This is a genomic window from Pseudochrobactrum albidum, assembly GCF_051851455.1.
Classification (GTDB): Bacteria; Pseudomonadota; Alphaproteobacteria; order Rhizobiales; family Rhizobiaceae; genus Pseudochrobactrum.
In genome coordinates this window covers 13,487-34,408 of sequence record NZ_JBPVTR010000012.1, presented here as the reverse complement: position 1 = coordinate 34,408, position 20,922 = coordinate 13,487, and the positions used below count along the sequence as shown (strand labels likewise).

The following is a 20,922-nucleotide window of genomic DNA, read 5'->3' as shown; positions in this document are numbered from 1 at the left end:
GCGACAGTGGAAAATATGGCTCAATCCGCCGCATCTGCGCCGGCGACACCAAAACAAATCACTCATGGCAACGCCTCCTGATGTCGCCATTGAATCAACTCACCACTCGTCATGCAACCAATTTAATAGGTCCTGAGCCTAATGTTAACAAATAATTTTGGATTTAATATTGAGCAATATACTTATTTTAAGGCTGCAATATTGACAGTTGTACCAATATCTTTGCCACTATCATTGTATGAATTATATAAATATAAATCATCTGTTATAAAAAATAAATAATAATTAAATTATTGCTCTGCAATCATCTTCCACCAAGGGCGCAGTGCCACGGCAGCTTCAAGGTGGAAGACCGCGCCGAGGCGCAGGAAGCGGAGCGCTTACGCCAGCAGCGTCAGGAACGTGAGCGGTTGGAGAAGGATAACGGGTGGAGTCTGTGATTCATCGCGGCTCCTACAGCGCGTTTGAGGGCGCGGAGCCGCAACTTGCTATTATATCTTGATGTTTTTAAGATAACGATCAAGAAAATACCAAATAATGGCTATTGTTAATGGTGATAATACAACGACAATGTCAGAGTATTTTCTATCAACTCCAATATACTCATAAGGAAAAAAAAGAATAACTAAAGGATTGATAACCACCCATGGAATAAGATAAATGTATTTATTCATTTTAACACCATTTTATTCCATAAATTTATCTAGTCGTGACCGCGACCACCGCTATCACCGTCTCCTCTGCCGCTGCCATATCCGCCACGACCTGAATAGTCACCCATTGCATTGTATTCGCCATAATCTGGTGAGACACCAGAATTAATGTTGTTTTCTATTGTATCGCCAAGTCGCCCGCCCAAAAGTCCACCTGCCGCGGATCCGGCTAACCCACCTACTACTGATCCAGAAGCTCCGCCAGCAAGTCCACCTGCTACTGATCCAATGGCATTCCCAATATCTTTACCCCATCCGCTATTATCGTTATGGCCACCTGATGAGCTGGAACCGCCATTCCCGCCTCGCGATGATCCTGAGTCGTTATTCGTACCATCATGATCTGCTGAATCCAGACGACCACCACCGACAACAAGGCTCATTTCTTCCATTGATAAAATGCGCATAGATTTATCCTCCTATTAAGGAGCAAAGAATAGCAGCTATGTATATTTCCTGTTATGCCTATAAATTGGGTATGAATAAGAAAGATGATTATTCTTTAGTACTATACGGATTTATCCGAGTTTAATAATGCGCGATGCCTGAGCAATTGTTGATGGGCGGTGCGCAACAAGAATGCGGCTGATTTTGAGTTGAGAGACAGCCTGATTGATACGCTGTTCATTAGCCTCATCCAGTGCACTCGTGGCTTCATCCAAAAACAGAATAGACGGTCGTCTGTAGAGGGCACGGGCTAAAAACAAACGCTGTTTTTGCCCGCCTGACAAGGTGCTACCCATATCGCCAACAAAGGAGTCAAAGCGCATAGGCATCGCCATGATTTCATCGTGCATGGCAACCAGCTCTGCGCATTCCTCAATCCAAGCTTGATCTGCTTCTGAATCAAAACAGGCAATGTTTTCGCCAATCGTGCCTGCAAAAAGCTGGTCGTCCTGTAAAACTGTTGCAATGCTCCGGCGATAGTTCACGGTGCCGAGCTGGTTGATATCAACATCACCGAGTAGAATTTTACCCTCACTCGGTGTGATCAATCCGGCCATGATTTTCAGCAGTGTTGTCTTACCGCACCCAGATGCACCAGTAATAGCGAGGCATTCACCGGCTGTCACATCGAAGCTGACGGCTTCCAGCACTTTAGGCAGTCCTTCACCATAGCTGAAATGTACATTTTGAACGCTCAGTAGCACGGACTGTTCCGGTTGAGATTGACCTGTTGGAAATAGTTTGGTTGTTGGTGCGTCCTCCGGTGTCGCCAAGGCAATGTCTGCAATACGCTCAGTATGAAGGCTCAGCATTTTCACGCTGATGACCAGACCGATCAAGGCACCGACACGGCCAACAAACTGATCTTTATAGGCTATAAATGCAATGAGCATACCAATCGTCATTGAGCCGTTCATGACAAAACGGGTACCGATAACCAGCATGATAATACCATCGGCAGCAGCTAGGAATGTGCCGACCGTGCCAAAGACAAAATCCAGCTTTTGTATCTGAAGATTAGCATTGATGGCATTCACAAGCAGGTTGAGCCATGTGCCTCTGCGCCTTTCATGCAGATCAAGTGTCTTGATACTGGCAACACCGCGTATTGTTTCAATAAAGTGGGAATTTTCCTTGGCGTGTTGAATAATGGCCGCTTCATTGGCTGCGCGATATGGGCGATATGCAGCAACACGTATAAGCAAATGGATTGCAAGTGTGCCGAAGGCTACGAGCGCCAACCAGCCACCATAAAGGATCATCATAATCAGTGCGCCGATGGTCATAATACCATTCAGCACAGCGCTGACCATGTCTGTTGTGAGCGCGGATTGAATGCGCCCCAGCGATCCAAAGCGCGATACCACATCGCCAACATGTCGTTTTTCAAAATAGGACAGTGGTAGGCGCAGCATGTGGTCAAACAGCGCTGTCGTCCATTGCAGGCTGAGATTTGTCCCCATAATCAGGGTTGCCCATGAACGGGACAAGCCGAATATGACCTGTAGCACTACAAGGGTTCCCATACTGATTGCGACCAGTGTGAGAAGATCATGGTCGGCGGCCACGATCACTTCATCAAAGATGATCTGGGAACCAATCGGAGAAAGCAGCGCAATAGCTTCAAGACACAGAGACAGTAAGAAAATCTGTAGCAGCGCCCGTTTTAAGCCCACGATGCGCCGAAACAGATCGGTCAGGCGAATACGTTCTTTCTCGACCTTGCGCTCAAAGCCTTCCGCAGGCCAGAGTTCGAGCGCGATGCCGGAGAAGCTTTCGGATAGCTCTTTCAGCGTGATCCAGCGCCGACCGTGCGCCGGATCATGGATATAGGCACCTTTTGAAGTGATTCTCTCCAGAGCCACATAATGGATAAATTTCCAGTGCAGGATGCACGGCATATGAAGTTTGGATAGTTCGTCAATCTCAACACGAACGGGTCGGGTTGCCAGAAACAGACCGGTTGCAAAACGCGACAGATCAAGAAGTGATAGACCTTTCATCGAGGCCGAGAACCGCCGTCTTAAGGCTCCAAGATCAATATTGTGACCATAATAACCAGCCACCATTGCCAGACATGCGAGGCCACATTCGGCAACCTCCGTCTGTAAAATTACCGGCATACGTCTTCGTAAAGAAAGTGAGAGATTTAAACCCGCGCTCATGATGGTGTATCCGCTGATTGACCGGATACACGGCCACGCAGGCTATAGAGCGGCTCCAATATCCATTGATAAAGCGGCCTCGTATCCAGCAAAAGATCAGCTTCTACGCCCATGCCAGACCGCAGAGCTTCAGCTTTTCCATAGGCCATAACATGAGGCTGATCCGGCATAACAGTAATCCGGTACAAAGCCGGAGTTTGCTTTGGTTGCGCAGCAAGGGCATCAATATCAGCTTCATTCTGGCGCAAGGTGACACGCGAGACTTTGGTGACTTTCCCGCCATATTGACCAAATTTTTGATAGGGAAAGGCGGTATAGCGCAACAACACGGATACGCCTTCTCGGATGAAGCCTATGGCACTACTTTCAGCCAAGAGGTGGATTTCCATTTTCTCGCCTTCAGGCAAGACAGAGACGAGCGGTGTACCGGCAGCAACGACCTGCCCCTGATGAGTAAGAAGCGCTGCCACTGTTCCGTTCACTGGTGCTGTAATAAGGATAGAGCGTCTGGCCTCACCCTGAGCCAGTTGTTCTTTCAGGGTTGCAATGCGTTGCCGGAGTTCGCCGAGTGTTATTGCGGCGGAAGCATCAAAGCCTGCCAGTTTCGCACGGATTTCAGCCAATCGCCCAATAAGCTGAACGTGTTGGCGGCGCTGACTTTCCAATTCTTGGCGGATTTGCATATAGCTTTGTTGTGTTGTCTCGAAAGTCCGCTCTAGCGCAATACCCTGAGAGATCAGTTTACGGTATTTATCGACACGCGGTTGCAGAATAGAAATATAGTCTTCTGATTGCGCAATCTGGGCTTTCACGCGCTCTATTTCATTTTGAACGGCGCTTTCCTGCTCAGATAGCCCCTGCTTATCAACGCGATCCAGTTGAAGACGTTGCATAATCGCCTTCTCAAGCTCTGAAATACGGTTCTGAAGCTGCTCTTTTACAACCAGTTCGGTTTCGCCCAATCCCGTTGTTGTATCCGTGCTGATTGTAAAGAGCGGGTCGCCAAGTTGCACACGGCCATGCTCGGCAGTTATGCTACTGATGATACGACCGGTTTGCGGTGTGAAAACATGCATCATGCCGGCACTTGGTACAACCGCTCCATGAACACGCACACGCCGTGTATAATTACCGAAAGTCAGAAAGCTGACAATCAAAGCAATCACAATCACACCTATTCCAGTCGCAACAACGACAGGAATAGGCTGCAATAATTTAGGGTGACCCAGCCACGCATCACGCCGTGCAGCAATAGCCTCTGGTCGGTACAAAGGAGAATGGACATCATCCGTTTTTGATGCGTTTTTCATGAAAATTCTTGAAATTATTAAAATTCATAAAAGTATGAGAGCAATGCCAATAGGATAAGTCAAATACTTGAATATTATATACAATTTATATTTAACAATTTATGCAAAGGAAAAATTCTAAATCATTTTGATGAACGCTTAAATATTGACCAGAAGGGAGATTGGGGCCGCATGTCCTCAATTATCTTAATAACAGCAGCTTGTTTCTTCCAATCATCCCGCTCATTACGCAGGTCAACAATTTGTTCCTTGAGCAAGTCTATCTCTCTTTTGAGGGCTATATTCTCCATTTCAAGGCGCAGCATTTCCGAGGGGTTACTTATAGTGTGTTCAGGTGTTACTTTAGCTGTAACGGTTCGTTCCATTTTAGGGTTTGGTGGTACGGTTACGGGGGAACATCCTGAATAATTCAGCAGGATCTATTTGGTAACCGATACCGTCAATCTTATCAGCAGATAAACGCCCAGAATTTATGGCTCTTGAAATGGACGTTTTAGTTACACCCGCTTCTTTCGCGGCTTGTCCCATTGAAAGTTTCATAGCGTGTTACTCATTGGTTACGGTTTGTTATGGATCATATAGAAGTAACAGTTACACTAACTATCGTTTGGGTTGTTGTCTTGATTGCTTGTAGAAGATGGTAAGTCTGGTTCCATACCACTGAAAAAAGGCTGTGATGGTGGGGGGAGTCCATCGCCAGAAGGCAGTTGTTTTTCTCCACCTGTAAAGACCACATGAAGCTGATTTTATTGCGCTAAAAAGTTGGTACGATCTTTGACATTGCAAATATGATTTGTAAATCAATAGACTACAGGCAAAGTGTTCCCCGCACAGCCGGGGATGCGCCAGATGAAGAAACTGCATTTTTATTTGCGCAATGTGCGGATAAATTTGCGGATCTGGTCATAATGCCTCAGTTGCGCTGAAATTTTACGGATGTTGTTTTCGCTTCTTCCGGTCAAGCCCAGAATAACCGTGCCAAAGGATTGCCGTTCATGAAACAGGCGCGACATAACCGGATGATCAGGCACGGCACAGGAATCTGTCAGGTGCAGTGCCGGATCCTGCAAATGGGTTTTCAGCGTTTCAATCATCAGTAAAACGCCGGGGGAATAGGGTTTTAAGGCCTCATTATAGGCGGTTTTCCATGTCCATGCCTGCCCCGCATCAATAAAGACGACAAGTCCGGCAATCATCCGTTTATCCAGCATCAAACTATGCAATTGCACCTGACCACGGGCACTCAATGCGCGAACGGCCGCGCGGGCAAAACCGGCATCTTTTGGCCTGTTTAAAAATGCTGTGCCGCGTTTGCCTTTCCAGCCGGCAGCTTCCAGCAAAAGAAAATCTTCAAAACAGGCTGTTACAGCGTTTTCTTCTGTTATTACCTGATAAGTGAGCTCGCCGGTTTCAGATAATCTGCGCCATTGGCGGCGATATTCACGTAAATGATTTTTACCGATGGCACGGGCCAGATAATCTTCCGGCGCTGCCTGAGAAGAGAGTACAGCGCGGGCTTGCTTACGCAATATATGCAGCGGCAATTTATGCTTTTGCGCAAGATTATGCAGTGCCCGTGCAAAAGGCGCATCAAGATTGATATCCGGTAATATCAGCGTATCGGGCAGGGCGTGTTCAGGCCGGTTGAAACGTGTGAGCATCATTTCCAGTATTTCCGGCATGGCGGAGGCGCTGATCAGCGGTGTGCCTTGCGTGGCATAAATATGGATCCAGCCGAAAATGGCTTTTCTTATGCCTAAGCCTGCGCGCCTGACCTGAAAAGGCAAAAGAAATATGCCTTGTGGCAGCTTGCCTGCCAGCAGCCGGCAGTTATTATCTGCAAATATGCGGAATGCGGGGTGCAAAAAATCCGGATGATTGAAAATATTAGGTTCAATAAGCGCCGGATAAGGCTGAATATTTTCAAGCCAGCGCAGTGCCTCATCTTTATGATAAATATCCAGCATATCCAGCCTATGATTATTGTTTTACGGATGGTGCAAAAACAAACATGGTGATGCCAAGCCGTTTGCGCACAGCATAGGACATAGTGGCGGCTTCAGTTGCCATGGCGCAAACCGTGGCTATGGCAGCGCCGCTTAAACCCAGAAGCGGAATAAGTGTCAGATTAAGCAGGATATTGATAAATAACGCTGCTGCATAGAGCAGGGCGCAAATATTCTGATTGCCGGACATGGATAAAAGGCTCTCACAAGGGCCGACGCTGGCACGCGCTATAACGCCGAGAATTAAAATGAATAATAACGGGTAGCCATGGGTGAACTGATAGCCGAATAAAGCGAGCAACGGCCAGCCGGCAATGAGCAGTAAAATGCCAAGTAACAGGGTTGGCCAAAAGGTCCAACGGGCGGTATTGCGGGCAAAATTGCTGAAAGCTGCCTCATCACCTGCATGGAGCAATTGTGAATAGCGTTGTGCGACACTGGATTTGACCGCGAAATAAACAAAATGTGCCAGTGCCAGCACTTTGGTAACCGCAAAATAGGTGGCAACACTGTCCGGGTCTGTCAGCCGGCCAACCATCAACACATCAATATTGATAAGCAGGAAGAAAAAACCCTCGATCAGGAAAATCGGCAGGGAAACCCTTATCCATTCCCGTAAAAGGCCGGAGCAGACAGGGTTTGTGTGCAGGGAGGGGGCGTGCACGGGGCTTATGCGGGGCAGGGATTTTGCAGCTTTGGCCAAAGTGCGGCGGATGCGCTTACGCAAGAATAATTGCTGCCCGATTGTGGTGAGCGCAGTGCCTGCAAAGGCAGCGATCAGCGCGGTGGAGGCCTGCGGTGCGCGCCCGCAGAGCAGCAGAATGCCGAAAATGATCAGCATGGCAAGCGGGCGGATAATATAGCCCGGGCTTAAGGCGGCAAAGATCCAGCCTTGCGAGCGTGCCGAACCGTCATAAATATTGCCAAGCGCAATGGCAGGAATACAGCAAAAGCCGACCAGAAAGGGAATGCGGTAATAGGCTTCAAAATGCCCGTGGCTGTGATCGAGAATAATGATTGCAGCAAATGTTACGAGGCTTGCGCTGATCAGTGCAAAAACGGGGCCTGTGCGCAGGATGCTGCGTGCATTATGCGGCTCTCTTTGTTGCAAATATTGTGGCACATAGCGAATAATGGTGGTGTGAAACCCAAAACAGGCCAGATCGCCAAGAATGAGCGTTGCTGTCCAGACCAGCACATAAATACCGAATTCAAAACTGCCCAGCAGCCGCGCCAGAACCACCTGGCTAAGCAGCGCCAGCGCTGCGCCTGCCACGCGGATAATAAATGCGCCAAGAGATGAGCGTTTGGCCTGTGCCTGTTCATCATCGCCTGAAAAAATATGCTCCGCACGCAACAGATAAGGGCGCAATTGTGCAGCCTGCCGCGCCGGCAGCAACTTCTCAGCAAGATATATGATGTGAAGCCGCGCGGACAAGCTTTCTCCCCGAGATCAGTTTGAAATGTAAATTAGGTGTTTTATGCAAAATAAAACACCGCCCGTTATAAACAAGCGGTGTTTGTTATAGTATTGCAATGCTGCTTTAAACAAAAGCGCCGTGGCAATGTTTGAATTTTTTGCCGGAGCCGCACGGGCAGGCCTCATTGCGGGCAATGCGCCCCCATGTTGAAGGATCTTTCGGATCACGATCTTCGGGTGCAACATAACGCTCAGTGTCAACAAGCCGTGGTGTGTTGTTGAACTCGTCCTCGCCTGTGCTGGTATCAATATGGTGCGGGTGCATTTCCGGCAGTTCCGGCTGCGGCTCCTCCCGCATAATCTCAACACGCATCAGCTGTGAGGTTACAACCTCACGCAGGCTGGCCAGCATGGCCTGAAACAGCTCAAATCCTTCAGTTTTATATTCATTGAGCGGATCACGCTGCGCATAGCCGCGGAAACCGACAACAGAGCGCAAATGATCAAGATTGACCAGATGTTCACGCCACAGATTATCCAGTGACTGCAGAATAACAGATTTTTGCACATAGGCCATGATTTGCGGGCCAAAACGCTCGGCACGGTCTGCAGCAGCCTTGTCTGCAGCCTGCATGATGCGTTCTTCAATCTGTTCTTCAGCAATTCCTTCTTCCGCTGCCCATTCATCAACAGGCAGGTCAAGGTTAAGAACTCTGGCCACTTCTTCTTTCAGTTCCGCAATGCGCCATTGCTCGGCATAGGCATTTTCCGGAATATGGGCACGAACCATATCCTCAATCACTTCATGGCGCATTTCATCCGCAACTTCTGTCAGGTCTTGCGCATCCATCATTTCCAGACGCTGTTCAAAGATCACCTTGCGCTGATCATTCATCACATCGTCATATTTGAGCAGGTTTTTGCGGATTTCAAAATTGCGGGCTTCGACCTTTTTCTGTGCCTTTTCCAGTGCCTTGTTGATCCATGGATGCACAATGGCCTCATCTTCTTTAAGGCCAAGTTTCTGCAGCATACCATCCATACGCTCGGAGCCGAAAATGCGCATAAGATCATCCTGCAGCGACAGGAAAAACTTGGATTTGCCCGGATCACCCTGACGGCCGGAACGGCCGCGCAACTGGTTATCAATACGGCGGCTTTCATGGCGCTCTGTTGCCAGAACATAAAGACCGCCTGCAGCCAGAGCCTTCTCTTTATTGCGGGCGATATCCTCTTTAATTTCCTGAATTTTTGCATCACGCTCAGGGCCTGCCGGCATATCTGCCAGTTCCACTTTCACGCGCATTTCCAAGTTACCGCCAAGCTGGATATCCGTACCGCGGCCGGCCATATTGGTGGCGATGGTGATGGCGCCCGGCACGCCGGCCTGCGCCACAATATAGGCTTCCTGCTCGTGATAGCGGGCGTTCAGAACCTGAATATTCTTCACGCCGTCCTTTTTCAGGCGTTCTGCCAGAAGCTCAGATTTTTCAATCGAGGTTGTGCCAACCAGCACCGGCTGGCCTTTTTCATGGGCTTCACGGATATCACGGACAATGGCTTTATATTTTTCATCCACTGTGCGGTAAACTTCATCATCGGCATCAATACGGGCAATGGGCAGATTGGTCGGGATAACCGTAACATCAAGGCCGTAAATATTGCCGAATTCTTCTGCTTCCGTTGCGGCAGTACCGGTCATGCCGGCCAGTTTTTTATACATACGGAAATAGTTCTGGAAGGTGATTGAAGCCAGTGTCTGGTTTTCTGGCTGGATGGTCACCTTTTCCTTGGCTTCCAGCGCCTGATGCAGCCCTTCAGAATAGCGGCGGCCGGGCATCATGCGGCCGGTAAACTCGTCAATAATGATCAGCTCATCATTGCGCACGATATAATCTTTATCAAGCTGGAACAGTTTATGCGCACGCAGCGCATTGTTGAGATGATGCACGACCGCCACATTCTCAACATCATAAAGGCTTTCGCCTTTCAGATAGCCGGCCGCATCCAGCAGCTTTTCGATTTTTTCCGTGCCGACTTCGGTGAAAATCGCGGTCTTTTGCTTTTCATCCACCTCATAATCCTGCGGCTCAAGCTGCGGGATGAAAGTGTCAATCAGCGAATAGAAATCTGAGCGGTCTTCCAGCGGGCCTGAAATGATCAGCGGGGTGCGGGCTTCGTCAATGAGGATCGAATCAACCTCGTCAACAATGGCGTAATTATGCTCGCGCTGCACCATCTGGCTGCGCTCATATTTCATATTATCGCGCAGATAATCGAAACCGAGCTCGTTATTGGTGGCATAGGTAATATCACAGGCATAGGCCGCGCGCCTCTGATCATCGTCCATACCATGCGCAATCACGCCAACACTCAGCCCCAGAAAATTATACAGGACGCCCATGGTCTGGGCATCGCGGGTGGCCAGATAATCGTTGACGGTAACAACATGCACCCCTTTGCCTTCAAGCGCATTGAGATAGACAGGCAGGGTTGCCATCAGGGTTTTACCCTCACCGGTGCGCATTTCGGCTATGGAGCGCTCATGCAGCACAATGCCGCCGATAAGCTGCACATCAAACGGGCGCATGCCAAGGGTTCGTTTTGCTGCCTCGCGCACGGTTGCAAATGCATCGGGCAAAATATCATCCAGTGTTTTACCTGATTGCAGCAAGGCACGAAATTCATCCGTTTTAGCCTGCAGTTGCGCATCTGTCAGGGCTTCATATTGTTTCTCAAGCGCGGTGATTGCTGCTGCGCGAGGACGAAGACCTTTGATGCGACGCTCATTGGATGAGCCGAAAATCATACGGGCGAGACCGCCAAAGCTGACCATCACTGGTCCTTTCTTAAATTTTCAGCCAAGTTGTCGCCGCCTGTGCGGCGCTCTGTCACCGGCTTTATTTGTTTATGCGAGACTTATGGCAAGAAATCGCACAGCGGGAAAGACATTTTGCGCAATTTCTGATCGGCAGCTCTCTGGACGCAAAGCCGATGGACAGATAAGAGGGGAGGGGCCCGATGTCAATGTTTTGACGACACAGACAGGCCGGATAGGTGCGAATATTATCTGCATTACCGGCATGTTATCTTCCCTGATCAATGATCTGCGAAAGGTTTTTGTAAAATATATTGTACAGATAATTGCCAGTATGGCTTAAAACCTGTCTGACTTTGCTCAAGAGAAAAAGAACGGCAAAATTCTGCCTTATTCATAGGGCGATTGTGCCCTGAAGGAGAAAATCACTTATGACCCGTACCCGTAAAATTCTGATTCAGCTGGCCGCTGGCCTGTTGCTGACAACGGCCGCAGCCGGTGCTTATGCACAGGACAATGCAGCCAAAACCGAGGCTGCGGCAAAACCGGCAGAAAAAACAGATCCGAATAAAGTGCTTGCCACTGTTAATGGTGTAAAGCTCACACAGGGTGAAGTTGATCAGGCATCGAATGATCTTGATCCGCAATTTTCCCGCTTGCCGGATGATCAGCGCCGTCTTGCCGCCCTTGCCGCGCTGGTAGATATCAAGGTGCTGGCTGCCGCTGCCAAGGCTGAAAAGCTGGATGACGGGGCCGAGTTCAAGCAACGCATTGAATTTCTCAAAGATCGTGCGCTGCATAATGAATATTTCCAGAAAGAGGTTGTTGATAAAATAACCGAAGAGCAGGTGCGCGCCCGTTACGATAAGGAAATTGCGGCAATGCCTGCAAAAAATGAGGTGCGTGCCCGCCATATTCTGGTGAAAACCGAGGATGAAGCCAAAGCCATAATCAAGAAGCTTGAGGGCGGGGCAAAATTTGAGGATCTGGCCAAGGAAAACTCTACGGATGGCTCCGCTGCACAGGGCGGTGATCTTGGCTATTTTGGTGAGGGCATGATGGTGCCTGAATTTGAAAAAGCCGCCTTTGCCCTTGATGTCGGCGCCTTTACCAAAGAACCGGTTAAATCGCAGTTTGGCTATCACATTATCAAGCTGGAAGATAAACGCCAGCAGCAGCCGCCGGCATTTGATCAGGTGAAAGATCAGGTGCGCTCCATTATCATCCGTGAAAAATATATTGAGATGGTTAAAAAGCTGCGTGATGCTGCCAAGATCTCCTATGAGGATGAGGCTGTTGCCAAAGCAATGAAAGAGGCGGCTGATGCACAGGATGCTGCGGCCAAGGCAGCGGAATAAGCCCTGTCATTTTGGAAAACTATCATTCCGATCTGGTAAATTGATCGCATAAAATGATAAAAATGATCACCTGCTCTGAATATTTGGAGCAGGTGATTGCATTTTGCGCTTATCCGTCATTTATTGACCCTGATCTGGGAGGAGGCGGCGGTGATTTGCCCTTTCTGAACAGAAGAATAATTTTTGAGCCGCATTATCCTGATATGAAATTATTTTAATTTTGCGGGAAATGCTCTTACCTTTGAGGCAATCATGTCTGCGTCTGTTTCTCCGCTTGCACCAAAATATTATCCTGCCATGCCGGTGATTGCCGGGGTGCGAATGGCCACGGCTGAGGCGGGGATCAAGTATAAAAACCGCACAGATGTGCTGATGATGGTGTTTGATAGGCCTGCTGCGGTTGCCGGTGTTTTTACCCGCTCGAAATGTCCGTCTGCACCGGTGGATTTTTGTCGTGAGAGCCTGAAACACGGTACTGCCAGAGCTGTGATTGTTAACTCCGGCAATGCCAATGCTTTTACCGGTAAAAAAGGGCGCGAAACGACAAGCGCCACAGCAAAGGCTGCCTGCGCGGTGCTGGATTGTGCCGCGCATGAAATTTTTCTTGCTTCAACCGGTGTGATTGGCGAGCCGCTGGATGCCGGCAAATTTACGCATTTGTTTGGCGATATGCATGCCCGCGCCGGAGAAGACGGCTGGCTGGAAGCTGCCAAAGCCATTATGACCACAGATACCTACCCTAAAGTGGCAACGGAAACCGTGCTGCTCGGGGGAGTGCCGGTAACCATTAACGGCATTGCCAAAGGTGCAGGCATGATTGCGCCGGATATGGCAACCATGTTGTCTTTTGTGGTGACGGATGCGCCGATTGCCTCTGATGTGTTGCAAAGCCTGCTATCCAAAGCGGTGGATTCCAGCTTCAATGCCGTGACGGTTGATAGTGATACATCCACCTCGGACAGTTTGATGCTGTTTGCAACCGGCGCTGCCGCCGAGCGCGGCGCTGTTGCGGTTACTGCAACAGATGATGAGCGTCTGGCGGATTTTGATTGCGCTTTGCGCAAGGTTTTGAAGAATCTGGCGCTGCAGGTGGTGCGTGATGGTGAGGGCGCGCGCAAGATGCTGGAAATCACTGTTAAAGGTGCGGTTTCTGATGTGTCTGCCAAGCGTATTGCATTGTCGATTGCCAATTCTCCGCTGGTAAAAACCGCGGCTGCCGGTGAAGATGCCAATTGGGGCCGTGTGGTGATGGCTGTCGGCAAGGCCGGCGAGCCTGCGGATCGTGATCGTCTGGCTATCAGCTTTGGCAATATCCGTGTGGCCGTGGATGGCGAGCGCGATGCTGAATATTCGGAGGCTGCTGCCTCTGATTATATGAAGGGTGAGGATATTGTCATCACTGTGGAACTTGGTCTGGGCGAGGGCTCAGCTACGGTCTGGACCTGTGATCTGACCAAGGACTATGTGGCGATCAATGGTGATTACCGGTCATGACGACGGTAAAATTTTTCCGTTCATGATTCGATATTGCAAACAGGCAGGGTGTGATGACTGAGGGCAGAAAGATTGTGCTGGTGGCAGCCTGTGCGCTGATTGATGCGGACGGGCGGATTTTGCTGGCACAGCGCCCTGAAGGCAAAAATCTTGCAGGTTTGTGGGAGTTCCCCGGCGGCAAGGTTGAGAATGGCGAGACACCGGAAGATGCGCTGATCCGTGAACTGCAGGAAGAACTGGGCATTACCACCCGACATGCCTGTCTCGCGCCGCTGACTTTTGCCAGTTATACTTATGAAAAATTCCATCTTTTAATGCCGCTCTATGTTTGCCGCCGTTTTGAGGGCATTGCCCGCTCCATGGAAGGGCAGGCGCTGAAATGGGTGCGGCCGCAGGATTTGCGCTCATATCCTATGCCGCCGGCCGATGAGCCGCTGATTCCCTATCTGATCGATCTTTTGTAAAAACCGTCCGAGCTTGATTATCGCGGCGCGATATCGGGCTTTAAAGGTGGTTTTTTACGTTCACGTTAAGGGATGATTCACTGTCATGGCTCATGGTAGCTGTAATGCGCCGGAGTATGATGATGAGTAACAATCGCAATCAGTATCAATCAGAATTTGCCCTGGATTTTTATAAGGAAGACGATAGCGGTTCTTCCGGATTTATGCCTGTGGCTAAAAGTGGTTTGTTGCGCTTTATGCTGCTGTTTGGCTCGGCAATTATTGCGCTGGGTCTGGTTATTGTGCCTGTGCTTAATGAGAAAGCGCGCAAACAAACGGCACAATCATTGTTCCCCGTTGGTGTGGACAGGATGGCAACCGGGGCTGTTGCGCATAAAAACCCCGTAAAAACCGGTCAAACTCATAGTGTTGCACCCCAGCCTATGCCATCTTCGGTTTGTCCTGCCGGCCACAATGGCACAGGAATGCCTGATTGCTGATTATGTTTTGGGCTTTAGGGTGTTGGCGCGCAGGGCTTCAGCCAGTGAGGCCTTGGCAGAGCCGGGCTTAAGCGGCTTTTGCTGCGATTCATGCGGCGCCCAACCGGACATCCAGATGAAAGAAAATGTTGCGCGGATACGCCCGTCCGGATCGCTGAACCTCTCGGCATAAATTTCTGCGGCCCGCATGAAGAAGCGCCGGCTCACCGGCTTGCGTGCCCGTCCCGTCAGGCTGTTGGCCATGCCCATGGCGCGGATATCAGCCAGAAGTGCAAACATATTATCATAGCGCACCGTTACATTCTCAATATCGGTAACTGGCAGCGCAAAGCCTGCACGTTGCAACAGGCTGCCGGCATCGCGTACATCAGCCAGCGGTACCACACGCGGGCTGCCACCACCCGTCAGTTCTGATTCTGCCTGCAACAAAACCTCGCGCAGTTCACCAAGTGTGCCGCTGCCTGCCATGCAGCCAAGAAACAAGCCGTCCGGCTTCAAAGCCTGCCTGATCTGCATCATCAGCCCCGGCGTGTCATTGGTGAGATGCAGGGATTGCAGCGAGATGATAAGATCGGCACTCTGTGCTTTAAGCGGCAGATATTCTGTATTGCCCTGTGGCTGATAATCGGTTGTTTCAATTATATCTGCCTTGCCTGAAGCCTGAAGAGATAAAGCCGCAGAAGGCGTATAGGGATTGATGATGACGGCACGGCGGAAATGACGCTCAATGGTTGACAGGCGGTCTTCCAGATCCTGCACCGAGCGTTCCAGAAGAAAATCCGCACCGGCAATATTGCGCAATTTTGCACGCTTGAGGCGCTGCTGCAGCAATTGGCTGTCAAAGAGTGTATCCGGTCTGGTTTCGCTGGCTGGCATTGTTCCGCATCCCGTGAAAAATTCGTGCTTTGCTGGCAGTTGCGGCAATGTTCCGGTCTCTCTTCAGGCTGATCGTGACCCGGCTCATATTCTTCTGGACAGCGCCGCTGCATCTGGCATGGTGTTGTAAATGCGTTCAATCGGGGGTGAATGCAATGGGTAAATGGCTGCTTTCGTGCGAAAGCACGACAAAATTTTTTGCACCGCAGGCGATTATCAAAGGGGTGGCAACGGCATTGAACGGGCTGGGGGGCTTGGTATTTCCTGCACTTTGCGCCGGTTGCGATCGTCCGGTTTCACAAACAGGCACTTTATGCGGCACATGCTGGCGGCAGGTCAGTTTTCTGGAAATGCCTTATTGTCCGGTTATGGGCACCCCTTTTACCCATGATTTTGGCGCGCAATTCTTGTGCGCTGAAGCGATTGCGGATCCCCCGCCATTTCGCCGTTTGCGTTCAGTGGCGCTCCATGGCGGCAGTGTGCGCTATGCAAGTGTCTCATTAAAATATCATGACCGGCTTGATCTTGCCCCATGGATGGCGCGATGGATGCTGCGTGCAGGCCATGAATTGCTGCGTGATTGTGATGTGATTATTCCTGTGCCGTTGCATCGCAGGCGTTTATGGCAACGCCGTTATAATCAGGCGGCAGAGCTGGCGCGGGCACTGGGGCATAAAAGCGGCAGGCATTATGAGCCGGCTGCACTGCAGCGAATCAAACACACCCATCAGCAGGCAAGTCTCAGCCGCAAGGAAAGGCAGGGTAATGTGGCCGGTGCTTTTGTGGTGCCGGAAACAGAGCGGATAAAGGTGCAGGGGCGTTCTGTGTTGCTTGTGGATGATGTTTATACCACAGGTGCAACAGCGAAGGCTGCCACCCGCGCCCTGATAAAGGCGGGCGCGTGCTCGGTGGATGTGTTGACTTTCAGCCGGGTATTGCCTTCTGCCGCAAAAGAATAAGGAACCGGTAAAATAATAGAGCCGGAACAATATTTGCACTTGCGGCGAGCCAGACAGCCGGGGCTTGGATCAATGCGCGCATGATTATCATGATTATAAGGCGCAATTTGATCAATGTGAAACGCCTGTGCGGGGCAATTGGCCGGAATGAATGATTTTTGATTTGTTTTGCCAGACGGATTGACACACAAAAACAAAAAGAACAGAGCATTTTTCAACATTCAACTTCAGTTGGAAATGCTCTATAAGCCCTTGAAACCGGAGATATTCAGTATGAAAGTAGAAATCTATACCCGTGATGGTTGCGGCTATTGTATGCGCGCTAAAAAACTACTTGATGAGCGCGCGCCCGGCTATACGGAATATAATGCAACACTCAAGCCGGAATATCGTGCAGAAATGATGAGCCGTTCCGGCGGCACGACTTTCCCGCAGATTTTTATTGGTGATGTGCATGTGGGGGGCTGCGATGATCTTTATGCGCTTGAGCGTGCAGGAAAACTGCAAATATTGCTGGAAACCGGCAAGCTTGGCTGAACAGGAAGCGGGGCTGTCTTTTTTATGCCTGTGAGAGAATAAAGGGGAGTGGAAATGTCGGTCATCAAGGTTGCGGCTGTGCAGATGCGTTCTGACGGTGATATGGCTGCTAATATTGCGGCGCTTGAGCAAATGGTGGGTGAGGCTGCGGCAAAAGGTGCGCAATATGTGCAGACACCTGAAAATACCGGCATTATTCAAAATGACCGCGCGTTGTATCGTGCAAGCCTGCATGCGGAGCAGGATGACCCTGTGGTGCATGCGGCAGGATTGCTGGCAAAACGTCATGCTCTTTATTTGCATATTGGTTCAACCCCGGTCAGGCTGGAAAGCGGGCTGATTGCCAATCGTGCATTTCTCTTCGGGCCGGATGGTGCTAAAATAACAACCTATGACAAGATCCATATGTTTGATGTGGATCTCGATAATGGTGAAAGCTGGCGTGAATCTGATACAATTTCGGCAGGTGAGCGTGCTGTGGTGGCGCAATTGCCTTTTATGAATCTCGGATTGGCAATTTGCTACGATATCCGCTTTCCCCAGCTGTTTCAGGCGCAGGCCAATGCCGGTGCCAATGTGATTTCTGCACCTGCGGCCTTTACCCGCCAGACCGGCGAGGCGCATTGGCATATTTTACAGCGGGCGCGCGCGATTGAAAACGGTGCCTTCCTGATTTCCGCAGCGCAGGGCGGATTGCATAACGGCAATCGTGAGACTTATGGCCATACGCTGATTGTATCACCCTGGGGCAAAATTATTGCCGAGGCAGATCATGATAATCCGGCGGTGATTTATGCCGATATTGATGTGGCAGACAGTGTTGCTGCCCGTAACAAGATACCGAATTTGAAAAATGCCCGCAAATTTGTGCTGGAAATTGTTGCGGCAGGAGGCAAGACAGCTAAAGCATGATGCGGTTTTCTCTGCACTGTGATCAGCTTCATGAGTTTGAAGGCTGGTTTCGCAATAATGAGGATTTCGATAACCAGACCGCACGCGGTCTGGTGCAATGCCCTGTTTGCCATTCGTCCAAAGTGAGCAAGGCGCTGATGGCGCCATCGGTGAGCACTGGCCGCAAAAGGGAAAAAATCGCCGCGACAATGGGTGAGGCGCAGCATAAATTGCTGCAGGAAATGCGTGAGCTGAGCCGCAAGGTAAAGGAAAATGCCGATTATGTCGGCGATCGCTTTGCCGAAGAGGCTCGCAGAATTCACTATGGTGAGGCGCAAAAGCGCGGCATTTATGGCGAGGCAACGCGGGAGGAGGTTACGTCTTTGGTGGAAGACGGCGTGGAAATTATGCCGCTGCCGGTTTTGCCCGAGGATTATAATTAAGCCGCCATGGTGCAAGAACCGGGAATTACAGCGCCGGAATTTGGGATTATAAGCGAGGCTTGGGGGGGGTGTAACTGATCCGCTTAAGGCGGATCAGTTCTCTCGCAATATTATTTAGCGGCGCTGTGCCAGAACCATATAATTTACATCAAGATCGCGTGAGCGGTTCCATGTGTCATTGAGCGGATTATAGCTGACACCGGTTTTTTCAAGAACAGTAAGCCCGGCAGCTTGTAACGGTTTTTCCAGCTCTTCAGGGCGCACAAGTTTTTCATATTGATGGGTGCCCTTGGGCAGCCAGCGCAGCACATATTCCGCACCGATAATTGCAAGCCCCCAGGCCTTGAGGGTGCGGTTGATGGTGGCAACAAATATAAGCCCCTGCGGTTTTACCATTTTTGCGGTTGCCGACATGAACAGATCGACATCGGAAACATGTTCCACCACCTCCATATTAAGAACCACGTCAAATTGCTCGCCGGCCTCAGCCAGCGCTTCGGCAGTGGTGGCGCGGTAGTCGATCTCTATCCCCATTTCAGCGGCATGGATTTTGGCAACCTCAATATTGGTGGCTGAGGCATCTGCCCCCACCACTGTTGCGCCAAGACGTGCCATCGGTTCACATAACAAGCCGCCGCCGCAGCCAATATCAAGAATGCGCAAACCCTCAAGCGGTTTGGCCGCAAGCGGATCACGGCTGAAATATTTGCAGATATTTTCTTTCAGATAATCAAGGCGGGTGGGGTTGAATTTATGGAGCGGGCGGAATTTGCCTTGCGGGTTCCACCATTCACTGGCAATACGCGAGAAATGCGCAATTTCAGCAGGGTCAATCGTGGTGCGGCCGGTTTCCGGTGCCGGCTGTTCCTGCGGGGCAGCGGCAGTGTTTCTGGACGTCTTGGACATAGCAATCTCCATTTCCTCTCCATGGACTTGTCTGTTCATTGATGAAAGTCAAGTATCTTTTCTGTTCATATGCTTGCGAAGTGATCATAATTTCGCTATGTCAACATCTCTTACCTGCAGGGCGTACCGGTTCGTACTGGTTTGCATCAGCGCAGGCTCGTTTTGGTTTTCATTTTCATTTCAGGATATGTCAGCATAATGGCGCGCATTGTGATGAAATTCGGCGGCACTTCGGTGGCCGATATTGACCGGATCCGGAATGTGGCGCGTCACGTTAAACGTGAAGTCGATTCCGGAAATGAAGTGGCAGTTGTGGTTTCGGCAATGGCCGGAAAAACCAACAAACTTGTGGCATGGACGCGTGAGGCATCGCCCATGCATGATGCCCGTGAATATGATGCGATTGTGGCTTCCGGTGAGCAGGTAACCGCAGGTCTTCTGGCGGTTGTGCTGCAATCTATGGGGGTGAATGCGCGCTCATGGCAGGGCTGGCAGATTCCGATCCGCACGGATATGACCCATGGCGCTGCCCGCATCACCGAGATTGACGGTTCTTTTCTTATCAAGCGGTTTGGTGAGGGGCAGGTTGCCGTTATTGCCGGTTTTCAGGGGCTGAGCCCGGATAATCGTATCTCCACGCTTGGCCGGGGAGGTTCTGATACATCTGCCGTGGCCATTGCAGCGGCTGTGAAAGCCGATCGCTGTGATATTTATACGGATGTGGATGGTGTTTATACGACCGATCCGCGCGTGGAGCCCAAAGCCCGCCGTATGGCAAAAATCTCTTTTGAAGAGATGCTGGAAATGGCATCTCTTGGCGCCAAGGTGCTGCAGGTTCGCTCGGTTGAGCTGGCTATGGTGCATAAGGTGCGTACTTTTGTACGTTCAAGTTTTGAAGATCCGCATGCGCCGGGCATGGGGGATCCGCTTAACCCTCCCGGAACGCTGATTTGCGATGAGGATGAAATCGTGGAACAACAGGTCGTAACTGGTATTGCCTTCGCCCGAGATGAGGCACAGATTTCCCTGCGCCGTGTGGCAGACCGCCCGGGCGTATCGGCGGCAATTTTTGGCCCGCTGGCTGATGAACATATCAATGTTGATATGATTGTGCAGAATATTTCTGAAGACGGCTCCAAAACCGATATGACCTTTACGGTGCCGACCGGTGATATGGATAAGGCCGTGCATGCGCTGGAACGAGTGAAAGCCGAGATTGGCTGCGATTCCATCCAGTCGGAAACCGGCCTGGCCAAAATTTCGATTATTGGCACCGGTATGCGTTCGCATGCAGGTGTTGCTGCCACGGCTTTTAAGGCATTGGCGGAAAAAGGCATCAATATCCGTGCTATCACGACATCTGAAATCAAAATATCAATTTTGATTGACAGCGCCTATACAGAGCTGGCGGTGCGTACCCTGCATTCAGTCTATGAACTGGATAAACACTAAAGCGTGTTGGCAGCCGCACCTTATGAGTGGCTGTTTTTGTTGATAAAAGGCAGTGTCGGATGCGCTGCCTTTTTTATTTTCCTGTTTTCTTATTGCTCATTTTGAGTGGTGATATTGCACAATGCAGGTTACCAGCTATGCGTTTGGTGCATAGCTGGTATAAATTAGTAAGATGTAATAACTC

At 50.2% G+C, this 20,922-nt stretch carries 18 protein-coding genes; 9 read left to right on the top strand and 9 right to left on the bottom strand.

Features of this window, described 5'->3' with window-relative positions; genetic code table 11:
• Window positions 1-703: 703 nt before the first annotated feature.
• From ACSTTO_RS00820 to secA, 7 genes are all read right to left on the bottom strand, one after another.
• Window positions 704-1,120 (bottom strand): hypothetical protein, encoded by a 417-nt coding sequence (locus tag ACSTTO_RS00820; RefSeq protein ID WP_439271207.1) that lies wholly within the window; start codon window positions 1,118-1,120, stop codon window positions 704-706.
• Between the two features lie 111 nt (window positions 1,121-1,231).
• A complete protein-coding gene (locus ACSTTO_RS00815; protein WP_439271206.1) occupies window positions 1,232-3,325 on the bottom strand; it encodes a peptidase domain-containing ABC transporter in 2,094 nt (697 codons plus the stop codon).
• Window positions 3,322-4,635, bottom strand: coding sequence for a beta-barrel domain-containing protein (locus tag ACSTTO_RS00810; RefSeq protein ID WP_439271205.1), 1,314 nt, complete (start codon window positions 4,633-4,635; stop codon window positions 3,322-3,324). The genes ACSTTO_RS00815 and ACSTTO_RS00810 overlap by 4 nt, the downstream gene beginning before the upstream one ends.
• A 122-nt stretch (window positions 4,636-4,757) precedes the next feature.
• On the bottom strand, window positions 4,758-5,000 hold the full coding sequence (locus ACSTTO_RS00805; RefSeq protein WP_439271204.1) for a hypothetical protein: 243 nt from the start codon (window positions 4,998-5,000) through the stop codon (window positions 4,758-4,760).
• A gap of 501 nt (window positions 5,001-5,501) precedes the next feature.
• Window positions 5,502-6,602, bottom strand: a complete 1,101-nt coding sequence (locus tag ACSTTO_RS00800) for a GNAT family N-acetyltransferase (protein ID WP_439271203.1) — start codon at window positions 6,600-6,602, stop codon at window positions 5,502-5,504.
• Between the two features lie 13 nt (window positions 6,603-6,615).
• On the bottom strand, window positions 6,616-8,079 hold the full coding sequence (locus ACSTTO_RS00795) for a lipopolysaccharide biosynthesis protein (protein WP_439271202.1): 1,464 nt from the start codon (window positions 8,077-8,079) through the stop codon (window positions 6,616-6,618).
• 106 nt (window positions 8,080-8,185) lie between these two features.
• Complete coding sequence (gene secA / locus ACSTTO_RS00790) at window positions 8,186-10,897, bottom strand: preprotein translocase subunit SecA (RefSeq protein WP_439271201.1); 2,712 nt, start codon at window positions 10,895-10,897, stop codon at window positions 8,186-8,188.
• Window positions 10,898-11,310: 413 nt separating this feature from the next.
• On the opposite strand from secA, the gene ACSTTO_RS00785 reads away from it, so the two are divergent.
• The 4 genes from ACSTTO_RS00785 (at window position 11,311) to ACSTTO_RS00770 (ending at window position 14,674) form a co-directional block, all read left to right on the top strand.
• Window positions 11,311-12,237, top strand: a complete 927-nt coding sequence (locus ACSTTO_RS00785; protein ID WP_439271200.1) for a peptidylprolyl isomerase — start codon at window positions 11,311-11,313, stop codon at window positions 12,235-12,237.
• Between the two features lie 252 nt (window positions 12,238-12,489).
• On the top strand, window positions 12,490-13,731 hold the full coding sequence (gene argJ, locus ACSTTO_RS00780; protein WP_439271199.1) for a bifunctional glutamate N-acetyltransferase/amino-acid acetyltransferase ArgJ: 1,242 nt from the start codon (window positions 12,490-12,492) through the stop codon (window positions 13,729-13,731).
• A gap of 53 nt (window positions 13,732-13,784) precedes the next feature.
• Complete coding sequence (mutT, locus tag ACSTTO_RS00775; protein WP_439271198.1) at window positions 13,785-14,195, top strand: 8-oxo-dGTP diphosphatase MutT; 411 nt, start codon at window positions 13,785-13,787, stop codon at window positions 14,193-14,195.
• Between the two features lie 122 nt (window positions 14,196-14,317).
• A complete protein-coding gene (locus tag ACSTTO_RS00770; protein ID WP_439271197.1) occupies window positions 14,318-14,674 on the top strand; it encodes a hypothetical protein in 357 nt (118 codons plus the stop codon).
• Here the strand turns inward: ACSTTO_RS00770 and ACSTTO_RS00765 are convergent, their stop codons facing one another.
• Window positions 14,675-15,550, bottom strand: a complete 876-nt coding sequence (locus ACSTTO_RS00765) for a methyltransferase domain-containing protein (protein ID WP_439271196.1) — start codon at window positions 15,548-15,550, stop codon at window positions 14,675-14,677. It abuts the gene before it with no gap.
• A 155-nt stretch (window positions 15,551-15,705) separates the two neighbouring features.
• Between ACSTTO_RS00765 and ACSTTO_RS00760 the strand changes: the two genes are divergently transcribed.
• From ACSTTO_RS00760 to ACSTTO_RS00745, 4 genes are all read left to right on the top strand, one after another.
• On the top strand, window positions 15,706-16,509 hold the full coding sequence (locus tag ACSTTO_RS00760; RefSeq protein WP_439271195.1) for a ComF family protein: 804 nt from the start codon (window positions 15,706-15,708) through the stop codon (window positions 16,507-16,509).
• 273 nt (window positions 16,510-16,782) lie between these two features.
• Window positions 16,783-17,046 carry a glutaredoxin 3 gene (gene grxC / locus ACSTTO_RS00755; RefSeq protein WP_439271194.1) on the top strand — a complete coding sequence of 88 codons (264 nt, stop codon included), beginning with the start codon at window positions 16,783-16,785 and terminating at the stop codon, window positions 17,044-17,046.
• A gap of 54 nt (window positions 17,047-17,100) precedes the next feature.
• On the top strand, window positions 17,101-17,958 hold the full coding sequence (locus ACSTTO_RS00750; protein ID WP_439271193.1) for a carbon-nitrogen hydrolase family protein: 858 nt from the start codon (window positions 17,101-17,103) through the stop codon (window positions 17,956-17,958).
• Complete coding sequence (locus ACSTTO_RS00745; RefSeq protein WP_439271192.1) at window positions 17,955-18,380, top strand: DUF1178 family protein; 426 nt, start codon at window positions 17,955-17,957, stop codon at window positions 18,378-18,380. The genes ACSTTO_RS00750 and ACSTTO_RS00745 overlap by 4 nt, the downstream gene beginning before the upstream one ends.
• 114 nt (window positions 18,381-18,494) lie before the next feature.
• On the opposite strand, the gene ubiG is transcribed toward ACSTTO_RS00745, so the two are convergent.
• A complete protein-coding gene (gene ubiG, locus ACSTTO_RS00740; RefSeq protein WP_439271191.1) occupies window positions 18,495-19,286 on the bottom strand; it encodes a bifunctional 2-polyprenyl-6-hydroxyphenol methylase/3-demethylubiquinol 3-O-methyltransferase UbiG in 792 nt (263 codons plus the stop codon).
• A 198-nt stretch (window positions 19,287-19,484) separates the two neighbouring features.
• On the opposite strand from ubiG, the gene ACSTTO_RS00735 reads away from it, so the two are divergent.
• Complete coding sequence (locus tag ACSTTO_RS00735) at window positions 19,485-20,738, top strand: aspartate kinase (protein WP_439271190.1); 1,254 nt, start codon at window positions 19,485-19,487, stop codon at window positions 20,736-20,738.
• The last annotated feature ends 184 nt before the right edge of the window (window positions 20,739-20,922 follow it).

Bases quoted from the DNA above. Each gene is read 5' to 3' on its own strand.
- ACSTTO_RS00820 (WP_439271207.1), bottom strand. From the start codon at position 1,120: ATGCGCATTTTATCAATGGAAGAAATGAGCCTTGTTGTCGGTGGTGGT.
- ACSTTO_RS00815 (WP_439271206.1), bottom strand. From the start codon at position 3,325: ATGAGCGCGGGTTTAAATCTCTCACTTTCTTTACGAAGACGTATGCCG.
- ACSTTO_RS00810 (WP_439271205.1), bottom strand. From the start codon at position 4,635: ATGAAAAACGCATCAAAAACGGATGATGTCCATTCTCCTTTGTACCGA.
- ACSTTO_RS00805 (WP_439271204.1), bottom strand. From the start codon at position 5,000: ATGGAACGAACCGTTACAGCTAAAGTAACACCTGAACACACTATAAGT.
- ACSTTO_RS00800 (WP_439271203.1), bottom strand. From the start codon at position 6,602: ATGCTGGATATTTATCATAAAGATGAGGCACTGCGCTGGCTTGAAAAT.
- secA (WP_439271201.1), bottom strand. From the start codon at position 10,897: ATGGTCAGCTTTGGCGGTCTCGCCCGTATGATTTTCGGCTCATCCAAT.
- ACSTTO_RS00785 (WP_439271200.1), top strand. From the start codon at position 11,311: ATGACCCGTACCCGTAAAATTCTGATTCAGCTGGCCGCTGGCCTGTTG.
- argJ (WP_439271199.1), top strand. From the start codon at position 12,490: ATGTCTGCGTCTGTTTCTCCGCTTGCACCAAAATATTATCCTGCCATG.
- mutT (WP_439271198.1), top strand. From the start codon at position 13,785: ATGACTGAGGGCAGAAAGATTGTGCTGGTGGCAGCCTGTGCGCTGATT.
- ACSTTO_RS00770 (WP_439271197.1), top strand. From the start codon at position 14,318: ATGAGTAACAATCGCAATCAGTATCAATCAGAATTTGCCCTGGATTTT.
- ACSTTO_RS00765 (WP_439271196.1), bottom strand. From the start codon at position 15,550: ATGCCAGCCAGCGAAACCAGACCGGATACACTCTTTGACAGCCAATTG.
- ACSTTO_RS00760 (WP_439271195.1), top strand. From the start codon at position 15,706: ATGGGTAAATGGCTGCTTTCGTGCGAAAGCACGACAAAATTTTTTGCA.
- grxC (WP_439271194.1), top strand. From the start codon at position 16,783: ATGAAAGTAGAAATCTATACCCGTGATGGTTGCGGCTATTGTATGCGC.
- ACSTTO_RS00750 (WP_439271193.1), top strand. From the start codon at position 17,101: ATGTCGGTCATCAAGGTTGCGGCTGTGCAGATGCGTTCTGACGGTGAT.
- ACSTTO_RS00745 (WP_439271192.1), top strand. From the start codon at position 17,955: ATGATGCGGTTTTCTCTGCACTGTGATCAGCTTCATGAGTTTGAAGGC.
- ubiG (WP_439271191.1), bottom strand. From the start codon at position 19,286: ATGTCCAAGACGTCCAGAAACACTGCCGCTGCCCCGCAGGAACAGCCG.
- ACSTTO_RS00735 (WP_439271190.1), top strand. From the start codon at position 19,485: ATGGCGCGCATTGTGATGAAATTCGGCGGCACTTCGGTGGCCGATATT.